We start from the raw sequence: 17059 nt of genomic DNA, 5'->3' as shown, positions 1-17059 counted from the left end.
GGATCACCCATACGGGTGAACTACCCGGCCCCAGGAGTCAACCTGCCGTACTCCGGGGGCGTTCCACAGCCGTTCGTCCCCGGCCAGCCGGTCACCCGCGACCGCCATCGCGACGACCGCGGTGGCGTGCAGCAGCAGGCCGGCCCGCCCGTTGGACGTCGCTATCGCCGCGCCGAGGGCGGCGCCCAGCGCGTGCGCGCCCGCGTCGCCGAGCATCGTCCGCTCGCTCAGATCGTCCCTGAGCACGGCGGCCGCGGCGCCCACGGGCGCGGCGGCGAGCACCGCGCCGGGGCCACGCCGCAGCAGGCCGGGGGCGCCGACCGCGATCACCGCCTTCGCGGCGCGGCCGGGGGCGACGTCCACGAGGTTCACGGCGTGGGCGGCCCCCGCGATCACCACGCCGGCCAGCAGCCGGTCGAGCGGGCGGGTCTTGAGCAGCGCTCCCGCGGCGAGTCCGGCCGCGCTGACACCGAGCAGTTTGACGCCGCCCGAGGTGAGCCGACCCTCCCCCAGCGCGCGGAGGTGCGCGGCGAATCCGCGCTCGTCCGGTGAGCCCTTCTGGTCGTCGTACGCGCCGCAGACGCCGGCCGCCAGCGCGGCGCCGACGGCGGCGAGCCGGGTCCGGGCGCCGAGGCCGCGGGCGGCGGCGATGGCGGTGGCCGCGCCGGCGGCCACGGCGAGGCCGCCGTACAGCTCGACCCCGCGGCCGGCGTAGTTCGTGCGCTGCCACAGCCGGGCCTCGACGGGGGGTCGGCGCCGCAACTCCCCGTACGCGGCACGAGTCGCCGCGGCCGCGGCCATGGCAACGGAGATCCGTCCGTTCTGCGCGGTCATCCTGGCCCTCTCTCCGTCTCCCCTCGCGGGGTGGGCGTCGCTCTCAAGTGCACGTCCATGCGGTGCCCTCGCCGGGCGGGCCCCGCATACCAGGTGCACGTCCATGCGGTGCCCTCGCCGGGCGGGCCGCCGCTTACCAGGTGCACGTCCGTGCGGGGCCCTCGCCGGGCGGGCGCCGCATACCAGGTGCACGTCCGTGCGGAGTTGCCCGCGCCTGCGGCGCGAGCCGTCTCCCGCCCGCACCACCCGTGCGGATTCGTACCCCCGTGCGGGTGGCCCCTGCAGGGGTTCGCCGCCGTCGGCGGGTACCACCCACAGGGGCCACCAGCAGACAAGTACGAAACCCGCACGGGTGGTGCGGGCGGGATCGACCCCGCGCCGCCAGGCGCGGGCACCCCGCACGGGCGTGCACCCGAGAACGACGCCCCGCCCCGCGAGGGACCCCGCACGGGCGTGCACCCGAATGTCGGCCCGCACCCCGCGAGGGACCCGCACCCGAAAAACCAGCCCCGCCCCGCGAGGGACCCCGCACGGACGTGCACCTCGTGGACAGCGCGCGCCCCGCGAGGGACCTAGCGCGCAGCCTTCGCCGCAGCGAGCAGCTCCTCCGCGTGCGCCCGCCCCAACTCGGAATCCTCCAACCCCGCCAGCATGCGCGAAAGCTCCCGCACCCGCGCCTCCCCCTCCAGCACGGTCACCCCACTGCGCGTCACCGACCCGTCATTCGTCTTCTCGACCAGCAACTGCCGGTCGGCGAACGCCGCCACCTGCGGCAGATGCGTGACCACGACCACCTGCGCCGTACGCGCCAGCCGCGCCAGCCGCCGCCCGACCTCGACCGCCGCCTTGCCGCCGACGCCGGCGTCGACCTCGTCGAAGAGATACGTCGGCACGGGGTCGGACCCCGCGAAGACCACCTCGACCGCGAGCATCACCCGGGACAGCTCACCGCCGGAGGCACCCTTGGCGATCGGCCGCGCGGGAGCGCCGGGGTGCGGGGCCAGTTGCAGTTCCACCTCGTCGGCGCCGCTCGGCCCGAAGGCCACCGCCCGGCCGCCCACCTCGATCCCGTGCCCGGGATCGGCCGCGTCGGTCTGCCGGAGGGCGACCGTCACCCGCGCGTGCGGCATCGCCAGCTCGGCCAGTTCCGCGGTGACGGCCGCCGCGAACCGGTCCGCCGCCTCCCCCCGGGCGTCGCTGAGGCTCTGGGCGAGCCCGCCCAGCTCGGCCCGCAACCCGTCCCGTTCCGCCGCGAGTTCGGCGATCCGCCCGTCGTCGCCCTCCAGCTCGTTCAGCCGCGCCGCGCTCACCTCGGCCCAGGCGAGCACCCCGTCGATGTCGGCGGCGTACTTGCGGACCAGGTGGTTGAGTACGGCCCTGCGTTCCTCCACCGCGGACAGCCGCAGCGGGTCCGCGTCGAGGTTGTCGGCGTATCCGGCCAGTTCACCGGCCACGTCCCCGAGCAGGATGCCGACCTCGCCGAGCCGGGCCGCCAGCTCGGCCAGTACGGGGTCGTGGGCGCTCGCCGAGTCCAGCGCGCGCTGCGCCCCGGCGACCAGCGTGCCGGCGTCCACGCCCTCCGGGTCCTCCGGATTCCCGGCGAGCGCGGCGTGCGCCACGGTCGCCGCGGAGGCCAGCGCCTCGGCGTGTCCGAGCCGTTCCGCCTCCGCGGCCAGCTCCGTGTCCTCGCCGGGCTGCGGCTCCGCGGCCGCGATCTCCTCGACGCCGAAGCGCAGCAGATCCGCCTCCTGGGCGCGCTCGCGGGCCCGCGCGGTCAGCTCGTCGTACTCCGCGGCGACCTCGCGCAGCCGCCGGTACGCCGACCCGTACTTCGCCAGCGGCACGGCCACCGCGTCGCCCGCGTACCGGTCGAGCGCCTCGCGCTGCCGGGCAGGCCGCAGCAGACCCTGCTGGTCGGTCTGGCCGTGCACGGCCACCAGGTCGTCGGCCAGCTCGGCGAGCAGCCCGACCGGGACCGTACGGCCGCCGACGTGCGCCCGGGACCGGCCCTCGGCCGAGACCGTACGGCTGATCAGCAGCGCGCCGTCGTCCAGCTCGGCGCCCGCCTCCTCGGCGCGCGTCCAGGCGCGGGCGTCGGGGCCCATGGTGATCCGGCCCTCGACCACCGCCTGCTTGGCGCCGATCCGCACGAGCGCGGGGTCGGCCCGCCCGCCGAGCAGCAGACCGAGGCTCGTGACGACCATGGTCTTGCCCGCGCCTGTCTCACCGGTCACCGCCGTGAAGCCGGGTGACAGCTCCACCACGGCGTCCTCGATGACTCCCAGCGACCGAATCCGCATTTCCTCCAACACGGATACGACCATACGAGGTTTGCGACCGTACGCGCGACGCCCGCCGCGCGCCTCCCGCGCCCGGACCGCCGCGTAGCCCCCCGTCAACCTCCGCGGAACCCCCGCCGGACCGCTTCCGGGACTACCTCGGCGCGCCCCGCCAGCCCGCGACCGGCAGCGCGAACTTCGCCACCAGCCGGTCGGTGAAGGAGGCGTGGTGCAGCCGGGCCAGCCGGACCGGGACCGCGCCGCGCCGCACCTCGACCCGTGCCCCCGCGGGCAGCTCCACGGTCCTGCGGCCGTCGCACCACAGCACGCCGTGCGGGGTCTGCGGCTGCACCTCCACCGCGAGCACCGAGCGCGGCGAGGTCACCAGCGGCTTGGCGAAGAGCGCGTGCGCGCTGATCGGCACCATCAGCAGCGCCTCGACCTCCGGCCAGACCACCGGCCCGCCCGCGGAGAACGCGTACGCGGTCGAGCCGGTCGGGGTCGCGCAGACCACACCGTCGCCGCCGAAGCCGGACACCGGGCGGCCGTCGACCTCGGTGACGACCTCCAGCACCCGTTCGCGGGACGCCTTCTCCACGGACGCCTCGTTGAGCGCCCAGTCGGTGTGCACGATCCGGCCGTCGTTGCGGACCAGGACGTCGAGGGTCATCCGCTCCTCGACCTCGTACTCCTTGGTCACCACCCGGTCCACGACCTTGTCGAGGTCGTCGCGCTCGGCCTCGGCGAGGAAGCCGACCCGGCCGAGGTTGACGCCGAGCATCGGCACGCCCGAGGCGCGGGCGAACTCGGCGCCGCGCAGGATGGTGCCGTCACCGCCCAGCACGATGATCAGTTCGCAGCCCTGTACCGATCCTGGCCCGACCTCGCCGACCAGTTCGACCGCGGCGGGCAGCGGCAGGTCGGCGGCCTCGTCCTCCAGCAGCCGTACGCCGATGCCCGCCCGCAGCAGGCCGAGCATCACCCGCTCGGCACTGCGGATCGCCTCTTCCCGCCCGGTGTGCGTGAGCAGGAAGACCGTACGGTCCTGAGGTTGGCTATTCACGGTCAACGGGGCCCCTCCGCCACAGCTCGGTCGACTTCGGCCGGGTCCAGCGCGGGGGCGCCGGCGCGCAGCCACAGAAAGTACTCCACGTTCCCGGACGGACCGGGCAGCGGACTGGCGGTCACGCCCAGTGCTCCCAGCCCGAGTTCGGCGGCCTGCGCGGCCACCTTGCGCACACTCTCGGCGCGCAGCTGCGTACTGCGGACGACACCGCCGCTGCCGAGCCGTTCCCTGCCCACCTCGAACTGCGGCTTGACCATCAGTACGAGGTCCGCTTCGGGCGCGGCGCAGCGGACCAAGGCGGGCAGGACGAGGCCGAGCGGGATGAAGGACAGGTCGCCCACGATCACGTCGGCCGGCTTGCCGTCGATGTGATCGAGCGTCAACTCCCTTACGTTGGTGCGGTCCTTGACGATCACCCGGTCGTCGCTCTGCAACGACCAGGCGAGTTGGCCGTAGCCGACGTCGACGGCGACCACCTCGGCGGCGCCGTTGCGCAGCAGCACATCGGTGAAGCCGCCGGTCGAGGCACCGGCGTCCAGCGCCCGGCGGCCGGCCACGGTCAGGCCCAGCGGGGTGAACGCGGCCAGCGCGCCCGCGAGTTTGTGGCCGCCGCGCGAGACGTAGTCGGGCTCGTCGGTGTCCTTCGCGACGACCACGGCGGCGCTGGTCTCCACCTGGGTGGCGGCCTTGGTCGCGGTGGCGCCGCCCACGCTGACCCGGCCCGCGGCGATCAACTGGCTTGCGTGCTCCCGGGAGCGCGCGAGATTCCGGCGCACCAGCTCAGCGTCGAGTCGGCGTCGTGCCACGTACGGTTCAGCCCCTGTTCTCATCCAGCGCGGTGAGCGCGTCGCGCAGTCCCGCGTGCACGTCCTCGTACACCTCGATGTGCGCCTCGGTCGGCAATGCGTCCGCGTCGGTCAGCCGCACAACCGCGGCGTCCACGTCAGCATTCCCCGTCGGCGAGACGGTCACCCCCAGGGGACCGCCGGCAGTGGTCCCACCGGCCTCCCCAGTCTCCCCCGTGGGGGTGTGGTCATCCGCGGGGGCGTCCGGGTCCGTGGGGGCGGGGTGGTCGTACGGCTCACTCATCGCCGGTGCCCGTTCCGCTGTCGCGCGGCTCGGCGGCCTTCTTCGCCGGGGCGGTCCTGCGCGCGGGCGCGGTCTTCCTGGCGGTCGTCTTACGGGCGGGGGCCCCGGGGTCGGGTACGGCGGCACCCCCGGCGGTCTTCTTCGCGGCCGTCTTCTTCGGCGTCGCCTTCTTCGGTGCGGGCGCCCCGGGATCGGGTACGGCGGCCTTCTTCGGCGCGGGCGCCTTGCGGGCGGGCGTCACCGGGTCGGCTGCCGCCGAGGTCGACGCGGTCCTCCTTGGCGCGGCCTGCTTCGGGGCGGGCGCGCCCGGGTCGGGTACGGCGGAACTCCCGGCGGTCTTCCTCACCGCCTTCTTGGGCGTGGCCTTCTTCGTGGTGGCGGTCTTCGGCGTGGCCGTCCTACGGGCGGCCGGTGGGCGCTTGGCCGCCGGGGCCTTCTTCACCGCGGCCTTCCGAACGGGCGCGGGCTGCACAGGCTCCTCGGCCTTGCCGGTGTCCGAGGGAGCGGTCTGCTCACCCGCCGCCGGGCGCGGCGCCGCCTTCGTTCCGCCGGAGCCGCCCCGCCGTACCGGGCCCGCCGCGTCCGCCGGGACCACCGCCCGCTTGCGCGGGCCGGCCGCCCGCTTCGGCGCGCGGGGAGCCGTACCCGCTGTCCCGGCCTTCTGTGCTTCCGCCGACGACGTGCCGGACGACGGCTTCGCCTCCGGCGTGTCCAGGTCGACCGGGACGTGCTCGACCGGCGGGTTGGGGACTCGGGCGGTCGGCGGGGTGGGCGCGGGCTCGGACGGCGGCGGAGTCGTCGGCGCGTCCTGCGGGGTCTCCAGGTTGCGGATACGGCGCTCCATCGCCTCAAGGACGACGCCGACCTTCGTGACCTCGTCGGCGATGCGGCCGACCCGGCTCATCGCCTTGTCGACCTCCTCCCGGACGATCCCGAGCAGCAGGTCGCGGTTGGCCCGGCCGGAGGCCATCAGCTCGTCGGCGAGGCTCTGCACCTCGGGCGGAATCGCGGAGTTGATCCGCTGCTGGAGTACCGCGGGGTCGATCCCCGCCTGCTCCAGCAGCTCCTTCGCCGCCTCGATCGTGCGTCGCCGGGTGGCCTCGGTCAGGCCGCCCGCGATCTGCAGACAGGTACGCAGTGCGTCCCGCATCGCTCACACTCCTCGCCTCGCCGTTGACACATGCGGTCCCGACGCTACCGCCTCCGGCGCCCGCGCCCGGCTGTCGATGCCCTGCGGTACCGTCATCCGGACGTACCGCACGACCGGGAGGCGCCGCGCCGATGGCCACCATCGAGGAGTGCCGCAGCGCGCTCGACCAGTTGTCGGCGAATCTCGCCAAGGCCGACGACGGGGTGCGGAGCGCCACGGCGCTGGACCGTTCGCTCAGTTGCCGCATCACGGATCTGGACCTGACCTTCGTGGGCCGGCTGGCCGGCGGCCGGATCCAGGACGTGACGACCGTGCCCGGTGAGCCCGCCGAGAAGGCGCAGATCCGGCTGACGATGACGGGCGACGACCTGGTCGCCATGGTCGGCGGCCAGTTGAACTTCGCCAAGGCGTGGGGGTCGGGCCGGGTCAGGGTGCAGGCGAGCCTGCGGGACGTGCTGCGGCTGCGCTCGCTGCTCTGAGCGCGCCCGCAGCTCCGGCTGCCCGGCGCTTCGGCGTGCGGGCGGCACTGCCGCGAGGGACGGCGGCGGGGTGCCCCGTAAGTGTGACGGGTGGGTAGTGACGGTCGACCGACGGAAAAGTTAGGTTAGCCTACCCTCACTAAGCACATCACCACGAAGAAGGTGAGCTCACGCCATGTCCCCCATGCCCTACCAGTTCTTCCACCCCCGGGTGGTCCGCACCCAGCGGCTGTCCCCCACGCTGATCCGGGTCGTGCTCGGCGGCGAGGAGCTGGCCGGGGTGGTCAGCGGCGGCCGCGATCAGCGGCTCAAGCTGTTCCTGCCACAGCCGGGGCAGGACGCGCCCGTGCTGCCCGAAGTGCTCGACCCCGACTGGTACTTGCGCTGGCGCGAACTGGACCCGGACGTGCGGGGCGTCATGCGGACGTACACACTGCGGGACGTACGGCGGGACCCGGCCGAGATCGACATCGACTTCGCGCTGCACGGCGACCTCGGCCCGGCCTCCCGCTGGGCGCAGCGGGCCGCGCCCGGCGACCGGCTGTCCGTCCTCGCGCCGGCCGTCGAGGACAACGGCGGCGTCGACTTCTGCCCGCCGGACGGTACGGACTGGGTGCTGCTGACCGCCGACGAGACGGCGCTTCCGGCGGTCGCGAGCATCCTGGCGTGGCTGCCGGCGGGTATGCCGGTCAAGGCGTGGATCGAGGTCGCCCACCCCGAGGACCGGCTGCCGCTGCCGACGAAGGCCGACGCCGACATCACCTGGCTGCTCCGGGGCGCGTCGGAGGCGTCGGGCCTGTCGCGCGGCGACCGTACGGGGGCGCTGCTCGCGGCGGTCGGCGGGGCCGGCTTCCCGTCCGGTACGCCCTACGCCTGGCTGGGCGGCGAGTCCGCGGCCATCCGCGCGCTGCGCCGCCACCTCGTCCAGGACCGCGCCTTCCCGCGCCGCGCGATCACCTTCACGGGTTACTGGCGCCAGGGCACGACGGAGGACGACCTCCTCACCGAAGCGCTGACGGCCTCCCACGCCTGAGCGGCCCGCCCGTCCGGCGAGCGCCAACCGCCCCACCCCGGTCGAGGCGGGAAACCCGCACACACGTGCGCACGGCGGCTGCCGACGCCTGAGCGGCCCGCCCGCCGGGCGAGCGCCGACCGCCCCACCCCGGTCGGGGCCGGAAACCCGCACGGACGTGCGCACGGCGGCTGCCGACGGCCGAGCCACGGGCCTGGGCGGTGCTTCTGCGCCGACGTGGCGCGCTGTGCCTCGCCGTGAGGCTTCGGGGTGGGCGAGTGGCCCATTCTTTTCCCGCCGCGACGGTGGGTCGCGGGATGGTGGTGTCCGGCGGTGCCTGCCGGCGGACGGGGCGAGCCTGGCTGCGACAGGCGGGGCTCGCCGGGTGGTGGACGAAGCACCCCGCGATCGGGAGCACCCCGCGCCCGTGAGACGCGGGAACCCCGCGCGGGCGGTGCCCCGCGACAGCCCGGCCCCCACGCGGTCGGCGGGCGCCGAGGGCGGACGGCACCCGCGGCGCGGATCGCCCGCCCGCGTGGGCGGTGGCCCGGTACGGCCCCCGGGCCCCGGAGCCCGCGCCAACACGCGCCACGCGGCGGCGGGCCCGGCTATCGAACCGCGCCCGGGGCTACAGCTCCAGGCGGGTCAGGGCCTTGGCCGGGTCGAGCTCGGACGAGCTCTCGCCCGCAGCGCCCCACGCCGCCGCGCACAGTGCCCGCAGGCCGTCCAGCGGCTCGCCCTCGCCCGCCAGGGCGAGCGTGTCGCCGGCCACGGACGCGGTCCACCCCCCGCACGTGGGACCGTCCGCGGAAGAGCCGACCTCGGGGTGCGGCACCAGCAGGTCCCGCAGATCCCGGCCCACGTACGTGGGCCGGTGCCGCGGCTCGGCGGCGAGCAGCGCCGCCGGGGACGTCACCCCCGTCAGGACGAGCAGCGAGTCCACCCCTGCCGCGAACGCCCCCTCGATGTCCGTGTCGAGCCGGTCCCCCACCACCAGCGGCCGCTTCGCCCCCGTCCGCAGCACCGTCTCACGATGCATCGGGGGCAGCGGCTTCCCCGCCACCTGCGGCTTCCCACCGGTCGCGAACCGTACCGCCTCCACCGCGGCGCCGTTGCCCGGCGCGATCCCCCGCGCGCTGGGGATCGTCAGGTCCGTGTTGGACGCGAACCACGGCACCCCCCGGTTCACCGCGTAGGCCATCTCCGCGAGTTGGGCCCACCGCAGCTCGGGCCCGTACCCCTGCACGGCCGCCGCCGGGTCGTCCTCCGCGGACTCCACCGGCCGCAGCCCGCGCTCGCGCAGCGCCGCGAACAGCCCCTCGCCGCCGACCGTCAGCACCTTCGCGCCGGCCGGCACCTGCTCGGCCACCAGCCGGGCCACCGCCTGCGCGGACGTGACGACCTCGTCCGGGGTCGCGGGCACCCCGAGCCGCGTCAGATGCTCGGCGACGGCCTGCGGCGTACGCGACGCGTTGTTCGTCACGTACGCCAGCCGCATCCCGTGCCCGCTCGCCGCCTCCAGCGACTCCACCGCGTGCGCGATGGCCTCGCCGCCCGCGTAGACCACTCCGTCGAGGTCGAGCAGCGCGGTGTCGTAGGCCGCGTCGAGCGGTCGTTCGCTGGCGTGCGGACTGGTCGGGTGGGTCATGACGGGCTCGCTCCTCGTATGTCGTCGATGACCCGATCATCCCTCATGCCCGTGGCGGACGTAGCATGCCTCGGTGAGCAACTCCGGTCCCACCAGCGCTCGAGGGCTGCGGCTGGCACCCTTCCGCGGGCTGCGCTACGTGCCGGAACGCGTCGGCAGCCTCGCCGCGGTCACCTCTCCGCCGTACGACGTCGTGGTACGGCCCGACGGCCAGCGGTACTTGGAGACCGCGGACCCGCACAACGTCGTCCGGCTCATCCTGCCCGACGCCGAGACCCCGGCCGCCCAGCACCGCAAGGCCGCCAGGACCCTCGACCGCTGGCTGGACGAAGGCGTCCTCGCCCCCGACCCGCGGCCCGCGCTGTACGTGTACGAGCAGCGCGACGGCGACCACCTCCAGCGCGGTGTCATCGGCGCGCTGCGGCTGAGCCCGCCCGAGGACGGTGTCGTCCTGCCGCACGAGGACGTCATGGCGGGCCCGGTCGCCGAGCGCGCCGCCCTGATGCGCGCCACCGGCGCCAACCTCGAACCCCTGCTGCTCGCCTACCGCGACGGCGACGCGACGGCCCGCCTGGTCGACCGCACGGCCGCCGACGCCCCGTCGCTGCTCACGACCACGACCGAGGACGGCGTACGGCACCGGCTGTGGGCGCTCACCGACCCCGCCGACCTGGCCGCGATCGACGCCGACCTGGCCCCGCGCCAGGCGCTGATCGCGGACGGCCACCACCGCTGGGCCACCTACCGCCGGCTCCAGGCCGCCCAACGCCCGGGCACACCCTGGGACTTCGGACTCGTCCTGCTCGTGGACACGGCCCGCTACCCGCTGCGGGTACGGGCGATCCACCGCGTACTGCCGCATCTGCCGCCGGCGACCGCGCTGGAGGCGGCGCGTACGGTCTTCCGGGTCAGGCCGGTGCCGGGGCCGTTGGACCGCGCGCTGGACACCCTCGCGGAGGCCGCCGCCGACGGCAACGCCTTCCTGCTCGCGGGCGACGGCTTCCACCTGCTCGACCGGCCCGACCCGGCACGCGTCGAGGCGGTCGTCCCCGCCGACCGGCCGGGGGCGTGGCGCCGGCTGGACGCCACCGTGCTGCACTCCCTGCTGCTCGACGACGTCTGGCGGGTGCCCGACTCCCCCGCGCACATCCGCTACATCCACGACACGGCGGCGGCCGTCGGACTGGCCGAACAGCACGGCGGTACGGCGGTGTTGATGCACCCGGTCCGCGAACAGGTGGTCCTCGACCTCGCCCGGCAGGGCGTGATGATGCCGCGCAAGTCGACGTCGTTCGGGCCGAAACCGGCGAGCGGGCTGGTGATCCGGAGCCTGGAGCTGGACTGAGGTCGCTCTGTCCTGGCGGGCGTTCAGGCTCGGGGTCGAGGTTGGAGTCGGGGTCGGGTCCGGACATGGCTGAGGGCGGCACTCGCGGGATGCGGGTGCCGCCCTCAGTCGTGGGTCATACGGTGCTGCCGGGTCGGTCAGTCCTCGTCGTGGGAGGGCTCGCGGAAGGGCGAGACCAGGAAGGACGAGGGATCGGCGTCGTCGGCGTCGTCGGTCGCGTCGGCCTCGGGGGCCTCGGGGGCGTCAGCGGGCTCGTCGGCGGCGGCCTTTTCAGGGGCCGCGGCGGCGGGCGCCTCGGACTTGGCGTCGGCCTCCGAGTCGGCGTCGGCGTCGGCGGGGTCGTCCCCGTCCTCGTCCTCGTCGGGGAGGTCGCCCTCGTCCTCCTCGTCGTCCTCGAGGTCGTCCTCATCGGTGACGTCGTCGTCGGTGAGGTCGTCGTCAGCCGCGTCGTCGTCGGCGGTGTCCGCTTCCGCGTCGGCGGCGGTCGGCGCGGCCTGGTCGTCGTCCTCGGCCGCTTCACCGTCGAAGACGTCCACGAACTCGACGCCGTCGAGCTGGGCGAGCCGGTCGGACGCGTCGGTCGTACCGTCGTGGTCGGCCTCCAGCGCCTTCGCGAACCAGTCGCGGGCCTCGTTCTCCCGGCCGACGGCCAGCAGCGCGTCGGCGTAGGCGTACCGCAGCCGCGCGGTCCACGGGTGCACGGCGTGGGACGCCAGCTCCGAGCTCTGCAGGGTGACCACGGCCGCCTCGGCCTGGCCCAGGTCCTGCCGGGCGCCGGCCGCGACCAGGCGCATCTCCACCTGTCCCGCCTTGTCCAGCTTCTGCACCTCGGGCGCGCCCGCCATCTCCAGGGCCCGCTCCGGACGGCCGAGGCCGCGCTCGCAGTCGGCCATGACCGGCCACAGGTCCACGGTGCCGGTCATCCGCCGGGTCGCCCGGAACTCCGCCAGCGCCTCGGCGTACCGCTCGGAGGCGTACGAGGCGAAGCCCGCCGCTTCCCTTACGGCCGCGACGCGGGAGGCCAGCCGCAGCGCGACGCGCGAGTACGCGTACGCCTGCTCCGGCTCCTCGTCCAGCAGCCGCGCGACCATGACGAGGTTGCGCGACACGTCCTCGGCGAGGGTCTTCGGCAGGCTCATCAGCTCCTGCCGCACGCTCGGGTCGATCTCCTGGCCGGTCACCTCGTCCGGGATCGGCAGCCGCTTGATCGGCTCGCGCTCGTCGCGCCGGTCGTCACGGCCGCCGTGGTTCTCGAACCTGCCACGGCCCTGGACCGCCGGACGGCGGCTCTGGCCGCGGTCCCGGTCCCGGTCGTTGTCACGGTACGGGCCGCGGGGGCGGTCGTCGCGCGGCCTGTCGTCACGGGGACGGTCATCGCGACGGAAGCCACCACGGTCGTCCTCGCGGCGCGGACCACGGGGGCGGTCGTCACGGGGGCGGTCGTCACGGCGGAAGCCGCTGCCGCCGGTGGGACGGTCGTCCCTGGGGCGGTCGTAACGCGGCCTGTCCTCACGGGGACGATCGTCGCGCGGGCGATCGTCGCGCGGCCTGTCATAGCGCGGACGGTCGTCACGGGGACGGTCGTCCCTGGGCCTGTCATCGCGACGGAAGCCGCCGCCGGTGGGACGGTCGTCCCTCGGACGGTCATAACGGGGACGGTCCTCACGCGGCCTGTCGTCACGGGGACGGTCGTCACGACGGAAACCACCACCGGCACCCCCGCCCGGACGGTCGTCACGCCGGAAGCCGCCACCACTCGGACGGTCATCACGACGGAACCCACCACCCGTGGGACGGTCACCACGCGGGCGATCGTCGCGCGGCTTGTCGTAGCGCGGACGGTCGTCACGGGGACGGTCGTCCCTGGGCCTGTCGTCGCGACGGAAGCCGCCGCCGGTGGGACGGTCGTCCCTCGGACGGTCATAACGGGGGCGGTCGTCGCGCGGCCTGTCGTCACGGGGACGGTCGTCACGACGGAAACCACCACCGGCACCCCCGCCCGGACGGTCGTCACGCCGGAAGCCGCCACCACTCGGACGGTCATCACGACGGAACCCACCACCGGTAGGACGGTCACCACGGGGACGATCGTCACGCGGACGGTCATCCCTGGGACGGTCGAAACGGGGGCGGTCGTCGCGCGGACGGTCGCCATGACGGAAACCACCGCCGGCGCCACCGCCACCGCCGCCGGGACGGTCGTCACGGCGGAAGCCGCCACCGCTCGGGCGGTCGTCACGACGGAACCCACCACCCGTGGGGCGGTCACCGCGGGGACGGTCGCCACCGGGGCGGTCGTAACGCGGGCGGTCGTCACGGCGGAAGCTACTGCCGCCGCCGGCCCCGCTGTTGGGACGGTCGTCGCGACGGTAACCACCGCCGGCGCCGGTGGGACGGTCACCGCGCGGGCGGTCGTCACGACGGTCATCACGTCGATCGTCACGACGGTGTCCGCCGGCGGGACGGTCACCGTCCCTCCGCGGGCCGCCGCTGCGGAAACCTCCGCGGTCGCCGCCGCCGGTCGGGCGCGAGTCCCGGCGCTCAGGGCGCTCGGGCCGGTCTTCGGGCGAGTTGGACATCGACGTGACTCCTGTCGGATCGTACTGCTGTAGTGCAAGTCTCCCGCAGTCGCGGGGAGGGTGCGTTTCGGGGAAAACAAAAGGACCCCCGATCCCAGCGCTCAGGCCAGGACCGAGGGTCCAGAAAGATTGTTCGGCGGTGTCCTACTCTCCCACAGGGTCCCCCCTGCAGTACCATCGGCGCTGAAAGGCTTAGCTTCCGGGTTCGGAATGTGACCGGGCGTTTCCCTAACGCTATGACCACCGAAACACTATCGGGCCGTCCCGCAATACGGGACATCGACAGAGTCCAAGCGAACAAGCACACTTTTCAGTTGAGTGTTCACCGGTGCGACTGTTCGCAACCCGGGAACCAAACAGTGGACGCGAGCAAATGAGGACAAGCCCTCGGCCTATTAGTACCGGTCAGCTCCACCCCTTACAGGGCTTCCACATCCGGCCTATCAACCCAGTCGTCTACTGGGAGCCTTACCCCATCAAGTGAGTGGGAGCCCTCATCTCGAAGCAGGCTTCCCGCTTAGATGCTTTCAGCGGTTATCCCTCCCGAACGTAGCCAACCAGCCATGCCCTTGGCAGGACAACTGGCACACCAGAGGTTCGTCCGTCCCGGTCCTCTCGTACTAGGGACAGCCCTTCTCAAGACTCCAACGCGCACAGCGGATAGGGACCGAACTGTCTCACGACGTTCTAAACCCAGCTCGCGTACCGCTTTAATGGGCGAACAGCCCAACCCTTGGGACCGACTCCAGCCCCAGGATGCGACGAGCCGACATCGAGGTGCCAAACCATCCCGTCGATATGGACTCTTGGGGAAGATCAGCCTGTTATCCCCGGGGTACCTTTTATCCGTTGAGCGACGGCGCTTCCACAAGCCACCGCCGGATCACTAGTCCCTACTTTCGTACCTGCTCGACCCGTCAGTCTCACAGTCAAGCTCCCTTGTGCACTTACACTCAACACCTGATTGCCAACCAGGCTGAGGGAACCTTTGGGCGCCTCCGTTACCCTTTAGGAGGCAACCGCCCCAGTTAAACTACCCACCAGACACTGTCCCTGATCCGGATCACGGACCGAGGTTAGACATCCAGCACGACCAGAGTGGTATTTCAACGACGACTCCACCACGGCTGGCGCCGCGATATCAAAGTCTCCCACCTATCCTACACAAGCCGAACCGAACACCAATATCAAGCTATAGTAAAGGTCCCGGGGTCTTTCCGTCCTGCTGCGCGAAACGAGCATCTTTACTCGTAATGCAATTTCACCGGGCCTATGGTTGAGACAGTCGAGAAGTCGTTACGCCATTCGTGCAGGTCGGAACTTACCCGACAAGGAATTTCGCTACCTTAGGATGGTTATAGTTACCACCGCCGTTTACTGGCGCTTAAGTTCTCAGCTTCGCCACACCGAAATGTGACTAACCGGTCCCCTTAACGTTCCAGCACCGGGCAGGCGTCAGTCCGTATACATCGCCTTACGGCTTCGCACGGACCTGTGTTTTTAGTAAACAGTCGCTTCTCGCTGGTCTCTGCGGCCACACCCAGCTCACACAGCAAGTGTGCTCACCAGACGTGGCCCCCCTTCTCCCGAAGTTACGGGGGCATTTTGCCGAGTTCCTTAACCATAGTTCACCCGAACGCCTCGGTATTCTCTACCTGACCACCTGAGTCGGTTTAGGGTACGGGCCGCCATGAAACTCGCTAGAGGCTTTTCTCGACAGCATAGGATCATCCACTTCACCACAATCGGCTCGGCATCAGGTCTCACCCTCATAAGAGACGGATTTGCCTATCTCTCGGGCTACACCCTTACCCCGGGACAACCACCGCCCGGGCTGGACTACCTTCCTGCGTCACCCCATCGCTTACCTACTACCACCTCGGTTCAGCGGCTCCACCACTCCCACCTCATCCGAAGACTCAGCAGGCGGCTTCACGGCCTTAGCATTAATGGGCTCGATACTGGGCGTTTCAAAGCGGGTACCGGAATATCAACCGGTTGTCCATCGACTACGCCTGTCGGCCTCGCCTTAGGTCCCGACTTACCCTGGGCAGATCAGCTTGACCCAGGAACCCTTAGTCAATCGGCGCAAGAGTTTCCCACTCTTGTATCGCTACTCATGCCTGCATTCTCACTCGTGAACCGTCCACCACTGCCTTCCGGCGCAGCTTCACCCGGCACACGACGCTCCCCTACCCATCACAGCCTCCGTTGGGAGTACATGCTGCAATGACACGACTTCGGCGGTACGCTTGAGCCCCGCTACATTGTCGGCGCGGAATCACTTGACCAGTGAGCTATTACGCACTCTTTCAAGGATGGCTGCTTCTAAGCCAACCTCCTGGTTGTCTCTGCGACTCCACATCCTTTCCCACTTAGCGTACGCTTAGGGGCCTTAGTCGATGCTCTGGGCTGTTTCCCTCTCGACCATGGAGCTTATCCCCCACAGTCTCACTGCCGCGCTCTCACTTACCGGCATTCGGAGTTTGGCTAAGGTCAGTAACCCGGCAGGGCCCATCGCCTATCCAGTGCTCTACCTCCGGCAAGAAACACACGACGCTGCACCTAAATGCATTTCGGGGAGAACCAGCTATCACGGAGTTTGATTGGCCTTTCACCCCTAACCACAGGTCATCCCCCAGGTTTTCAACCCTGGTGGGTTCGGTCCTCCACGACCTCTTACAGCCGCTTCAACCTGCCCATGGCTAGATCACTCCGCTTCGGGTCTTGAGCGTGCTACTCAACCGCCCTATTCGGACTCGCTTTCGCTACGGCTACCCCACACGGGTTAACCTCGCAACACACCGCAAACTCGCAGGCTCATTCTTCAAAAGGCACGCAGTCACGACAGCAACGTGCAAGCACGCACTGCGACGCTCCCACGGCTTGTAGGCACACGGTTTCAGGTACTATTTCACTCCGCTCCCGCGGTACTTTTCACCATTCCCTCACGGTACTATCCGCTATCGGTCACCAGGGAATATTTAGGCTTAACGGGTGGTCCCGCCAGATTCACACAGGATTTCTCGGGCCCTGTGCTACTTGGGTGGTCTCCAAGAGAGCCGTACAGATTTCAGCTACGGGGGTCTTACCCTCTACGCCGGACCTTTCGCATGTCCTTCGCCTACCCATACGGTTTCTGACTCTCCGACCGGCCGGCAGACCGATCAAGGAAACTCCCACAACCCCGCCCACGCAACCCCTGCCGGGTATCACACGTAAACGGTTTGGCCTCATCCGGTTTCGCTCGCCACTACTCCCGGAATCACGGTTGTTTTCTCTTCCTGCGGGTACTGAGATGTTTCACTTCCCCGCGTTCCCTCCACATGCCCTATGTGTTCAGGCATGGGTGACAGCCCATGACGACTGCCGGGTTTCCCCATTCGGACACCCCCGGATCAAAGCTCGGTTGACAGCTCCCCGGGGCCTATCGTGGCCTCCCACGTCCTTCATCGGTTCCTGGTGCCAAGGCATCCACCGTGCGCCCTTAAAAACTTGGCCACAGATGCTCGCGTCCACTGTTCAGTTCTCAAGCGACGACCAGTCACCCGCGACCAACGCTGCATGCGTCGTCCACG

At 71.5% G+C, this 17059-nt stretch carries 12 protein-coding genes and 2 rRNA genes; 4 read left to right on the top strand and 10 right to left on the bottom strand.

What is annotated here, in order from left to right; translation table 11 throughout:
• Positions 1-3: 3 nt before the first annotated feature.
• The 6 genes from OHA30_RS28945 to OHA30_RS28920 form a co-directional block, all read right to left on the bottom strand.
• A complete protein-coding gene (locus tag OHA30_RS28945; RefSeq protein WP_328916815.1) occupies positions 4-834 on the bottom strand; it encodes a hypothetical protein in 831 nt (276 codons plus the stop codon).
• A 572-nt stretch (positions 835-1406) separates the two neighbouring features.
• Positions 1407-3158, bottom strand: a complete 1752-nt coding sequence (recN, locus tag OHA30_RS28940) for a DNA repair protein RecN (RefSeq protein WP_328916814.1) — start codon at positions 3156-3158, stop codon at positions 1407-1409.
• Between the two features lie 109 nt (positions 3159-3267).
• The gene (locus tag OHA30_RS28935; protein ID WP_405785091.1) at positions 3268-4176 is read right to left on the bottom strand and encodes an NAD kinase; all 909 of its coding nucleotides are present in this window, start codon (positions 4174-4176) and stop codon (positions 3268-3270) included.
• A 2-nt stretch (positions 4177-4178) separates the two neighbouring features.
• Positions 4179-5009, bottom strand: coding sequence for a TlyA family RNA methyltransferase (locus tag OHA30_RS28930; RefSeq protein ID WP_328916812.1), 831 nt, complete (start codon positions 5007-5009; stop codon positions 4179-4181).
• Positions 4993-5121: a hypothetical protein gene (locus tag OHA30_RS34100; RefSeq protein ID WP_405785093.1), complete on the bottom strand. Its 129-nt coding sequence runs from the start codon at positions 5119-5121 to the stop codon at positions 4993-4995. Before OHA30_RS34100 ends, OHA30_RS28930 begins: the two co-directional genes overlap by 17 nt.
• A 139-nt stretch (positions 5122-5260) precedes the next feature.
• The gene (locus OHA30_RS28920) at positions 5261-6418 is read right to left on the bottom strand and encodes a histone (RefSeq protein WP_328916810.1); all 1158 of its coding nucleotides are present in this window, start codon (positions 6416-6418) and stop codon (positions 5261-5263) included.
• 131 nt (positions 6419-6549) lie between these two features.
• Between OHA30_RS28920 and OHA30_RS28915 the strand changes: the two genes are divergently transcribed.
• Both OHA30_RS28915 and OHA30_RS28910 read left to right on the top strand, forming a co-directional pair.
• The gene (locus tag OHA30_RS28915; RefSeq protein WP_328916809.1) at positions 6550-6897 is read left to right on the top strand and encodes an SCP2 sterol-binding domain-containing protein; all 348 of its coding nucleotides are present in this window, start codon (positions 6550-6552) and stop codon (positions 6895-6897) included.
• A 175-nt stretch (positions 6898-7072) separates the two neighbouring features.
• Positions 7073-7930, top strand: a complete 858-nt coding sequence (locus tag OHA30_RS28910) for a siderophore-interacting protein (protein WP_328916808.1) — start codon at positions 7073-7075, stop codon at positions 7928-7930.
• 607 nt (positions 7931-8537) lie between these two features.
• Here the strand turns inward: OHA30_RS28910 and OHA30_RS28905 are convergent.
• Complete coding sequence (locus OHA30_RS28905) at positions 8538-9557, bottom strand: HAD-IIA family hydrolase (RefSeq protein ID WP_328916807.1); 1020 nt, start codon at positions 9555-9557, stop codon at positions 8538-8540.
• A 73-nt stretch (positions 9558-9630) separates the two neighbouring features.
• Here OHA30_RS28905 and OHA30_RS28900 point away from each other — a divergent pair, with 73 nt between their 5' ends.
• Positions 9631-10902 (top strand): DUF1015 domain-containing protein, encoded by a 1272-nt coding sequence (locus OHA30_RS28900; RefSeq protein WP_328916806.1) that lies wholly within the window; start codon positions 9631-9633, stop codon positions 10900-10902.
• A 137-nt stretch (positions 10903-11039) separates the two neighbouring features.
• On the opposite strand, the gene OHA30_RS28895 is transcribed toward OHA30_RS28900, so the two are convergent.
• Entirely contained in the window at positions 11040-12110 is a 1071-nt protein-coding gene (locus tag OHA30_RS28895) for a hypothetical protein (protein ID WP_328918037.1), read from the bottom strand.
• A 36-nt stretch (positions 12111-12146) separates the two neighbouring features.
• Here OHA30_RS28895 and OHA30_RS34095 point away from each other — a divergent pair, with 36 nt between their 5' ends.
• Positions 12147-13514: a hypothetical protein gene (locus OHA30_RS34095; protein WP_443045137.1), complete on the top strand. Its 1368-nt coding sequence runs from the start codon at positions 12147-12149 to the stop codon at positions 13512-13514.
• 98 nt (positions 13515-13612) lie between these two features.
• Here OHA30_RS34095 and rrf read toward each other — a convergent pair.
• Positions 13613-13729 (bottom strand): 5S ribosomal RNA (gene rrf, locus OHA30_RS28885).
• 127 nt (positions 13730-13856) lie between these two features.
• Positions 13857-16982, bottom strand: a 23S ribosomal RNA gene (locus tag OHA30_RS28880).
• Between the last annotated feature and the right edge of the window lie 77 nt (positions 16983-17059).

The organism is Streptomyces sp. NBC_00223 (genome assembly GCF_036199905.1).
In the GTDB taxonomy this organism is placed as follows: Bacteria; Actinomycetota; Actinomycetes; order Streptomycetales; family Streptomycetaceae; genus Actinacidiphila.
Note: the sequence above shows the minus strand (reverse complement) of the source record. Positions and strands in the feature narration are given on the sequence as shown.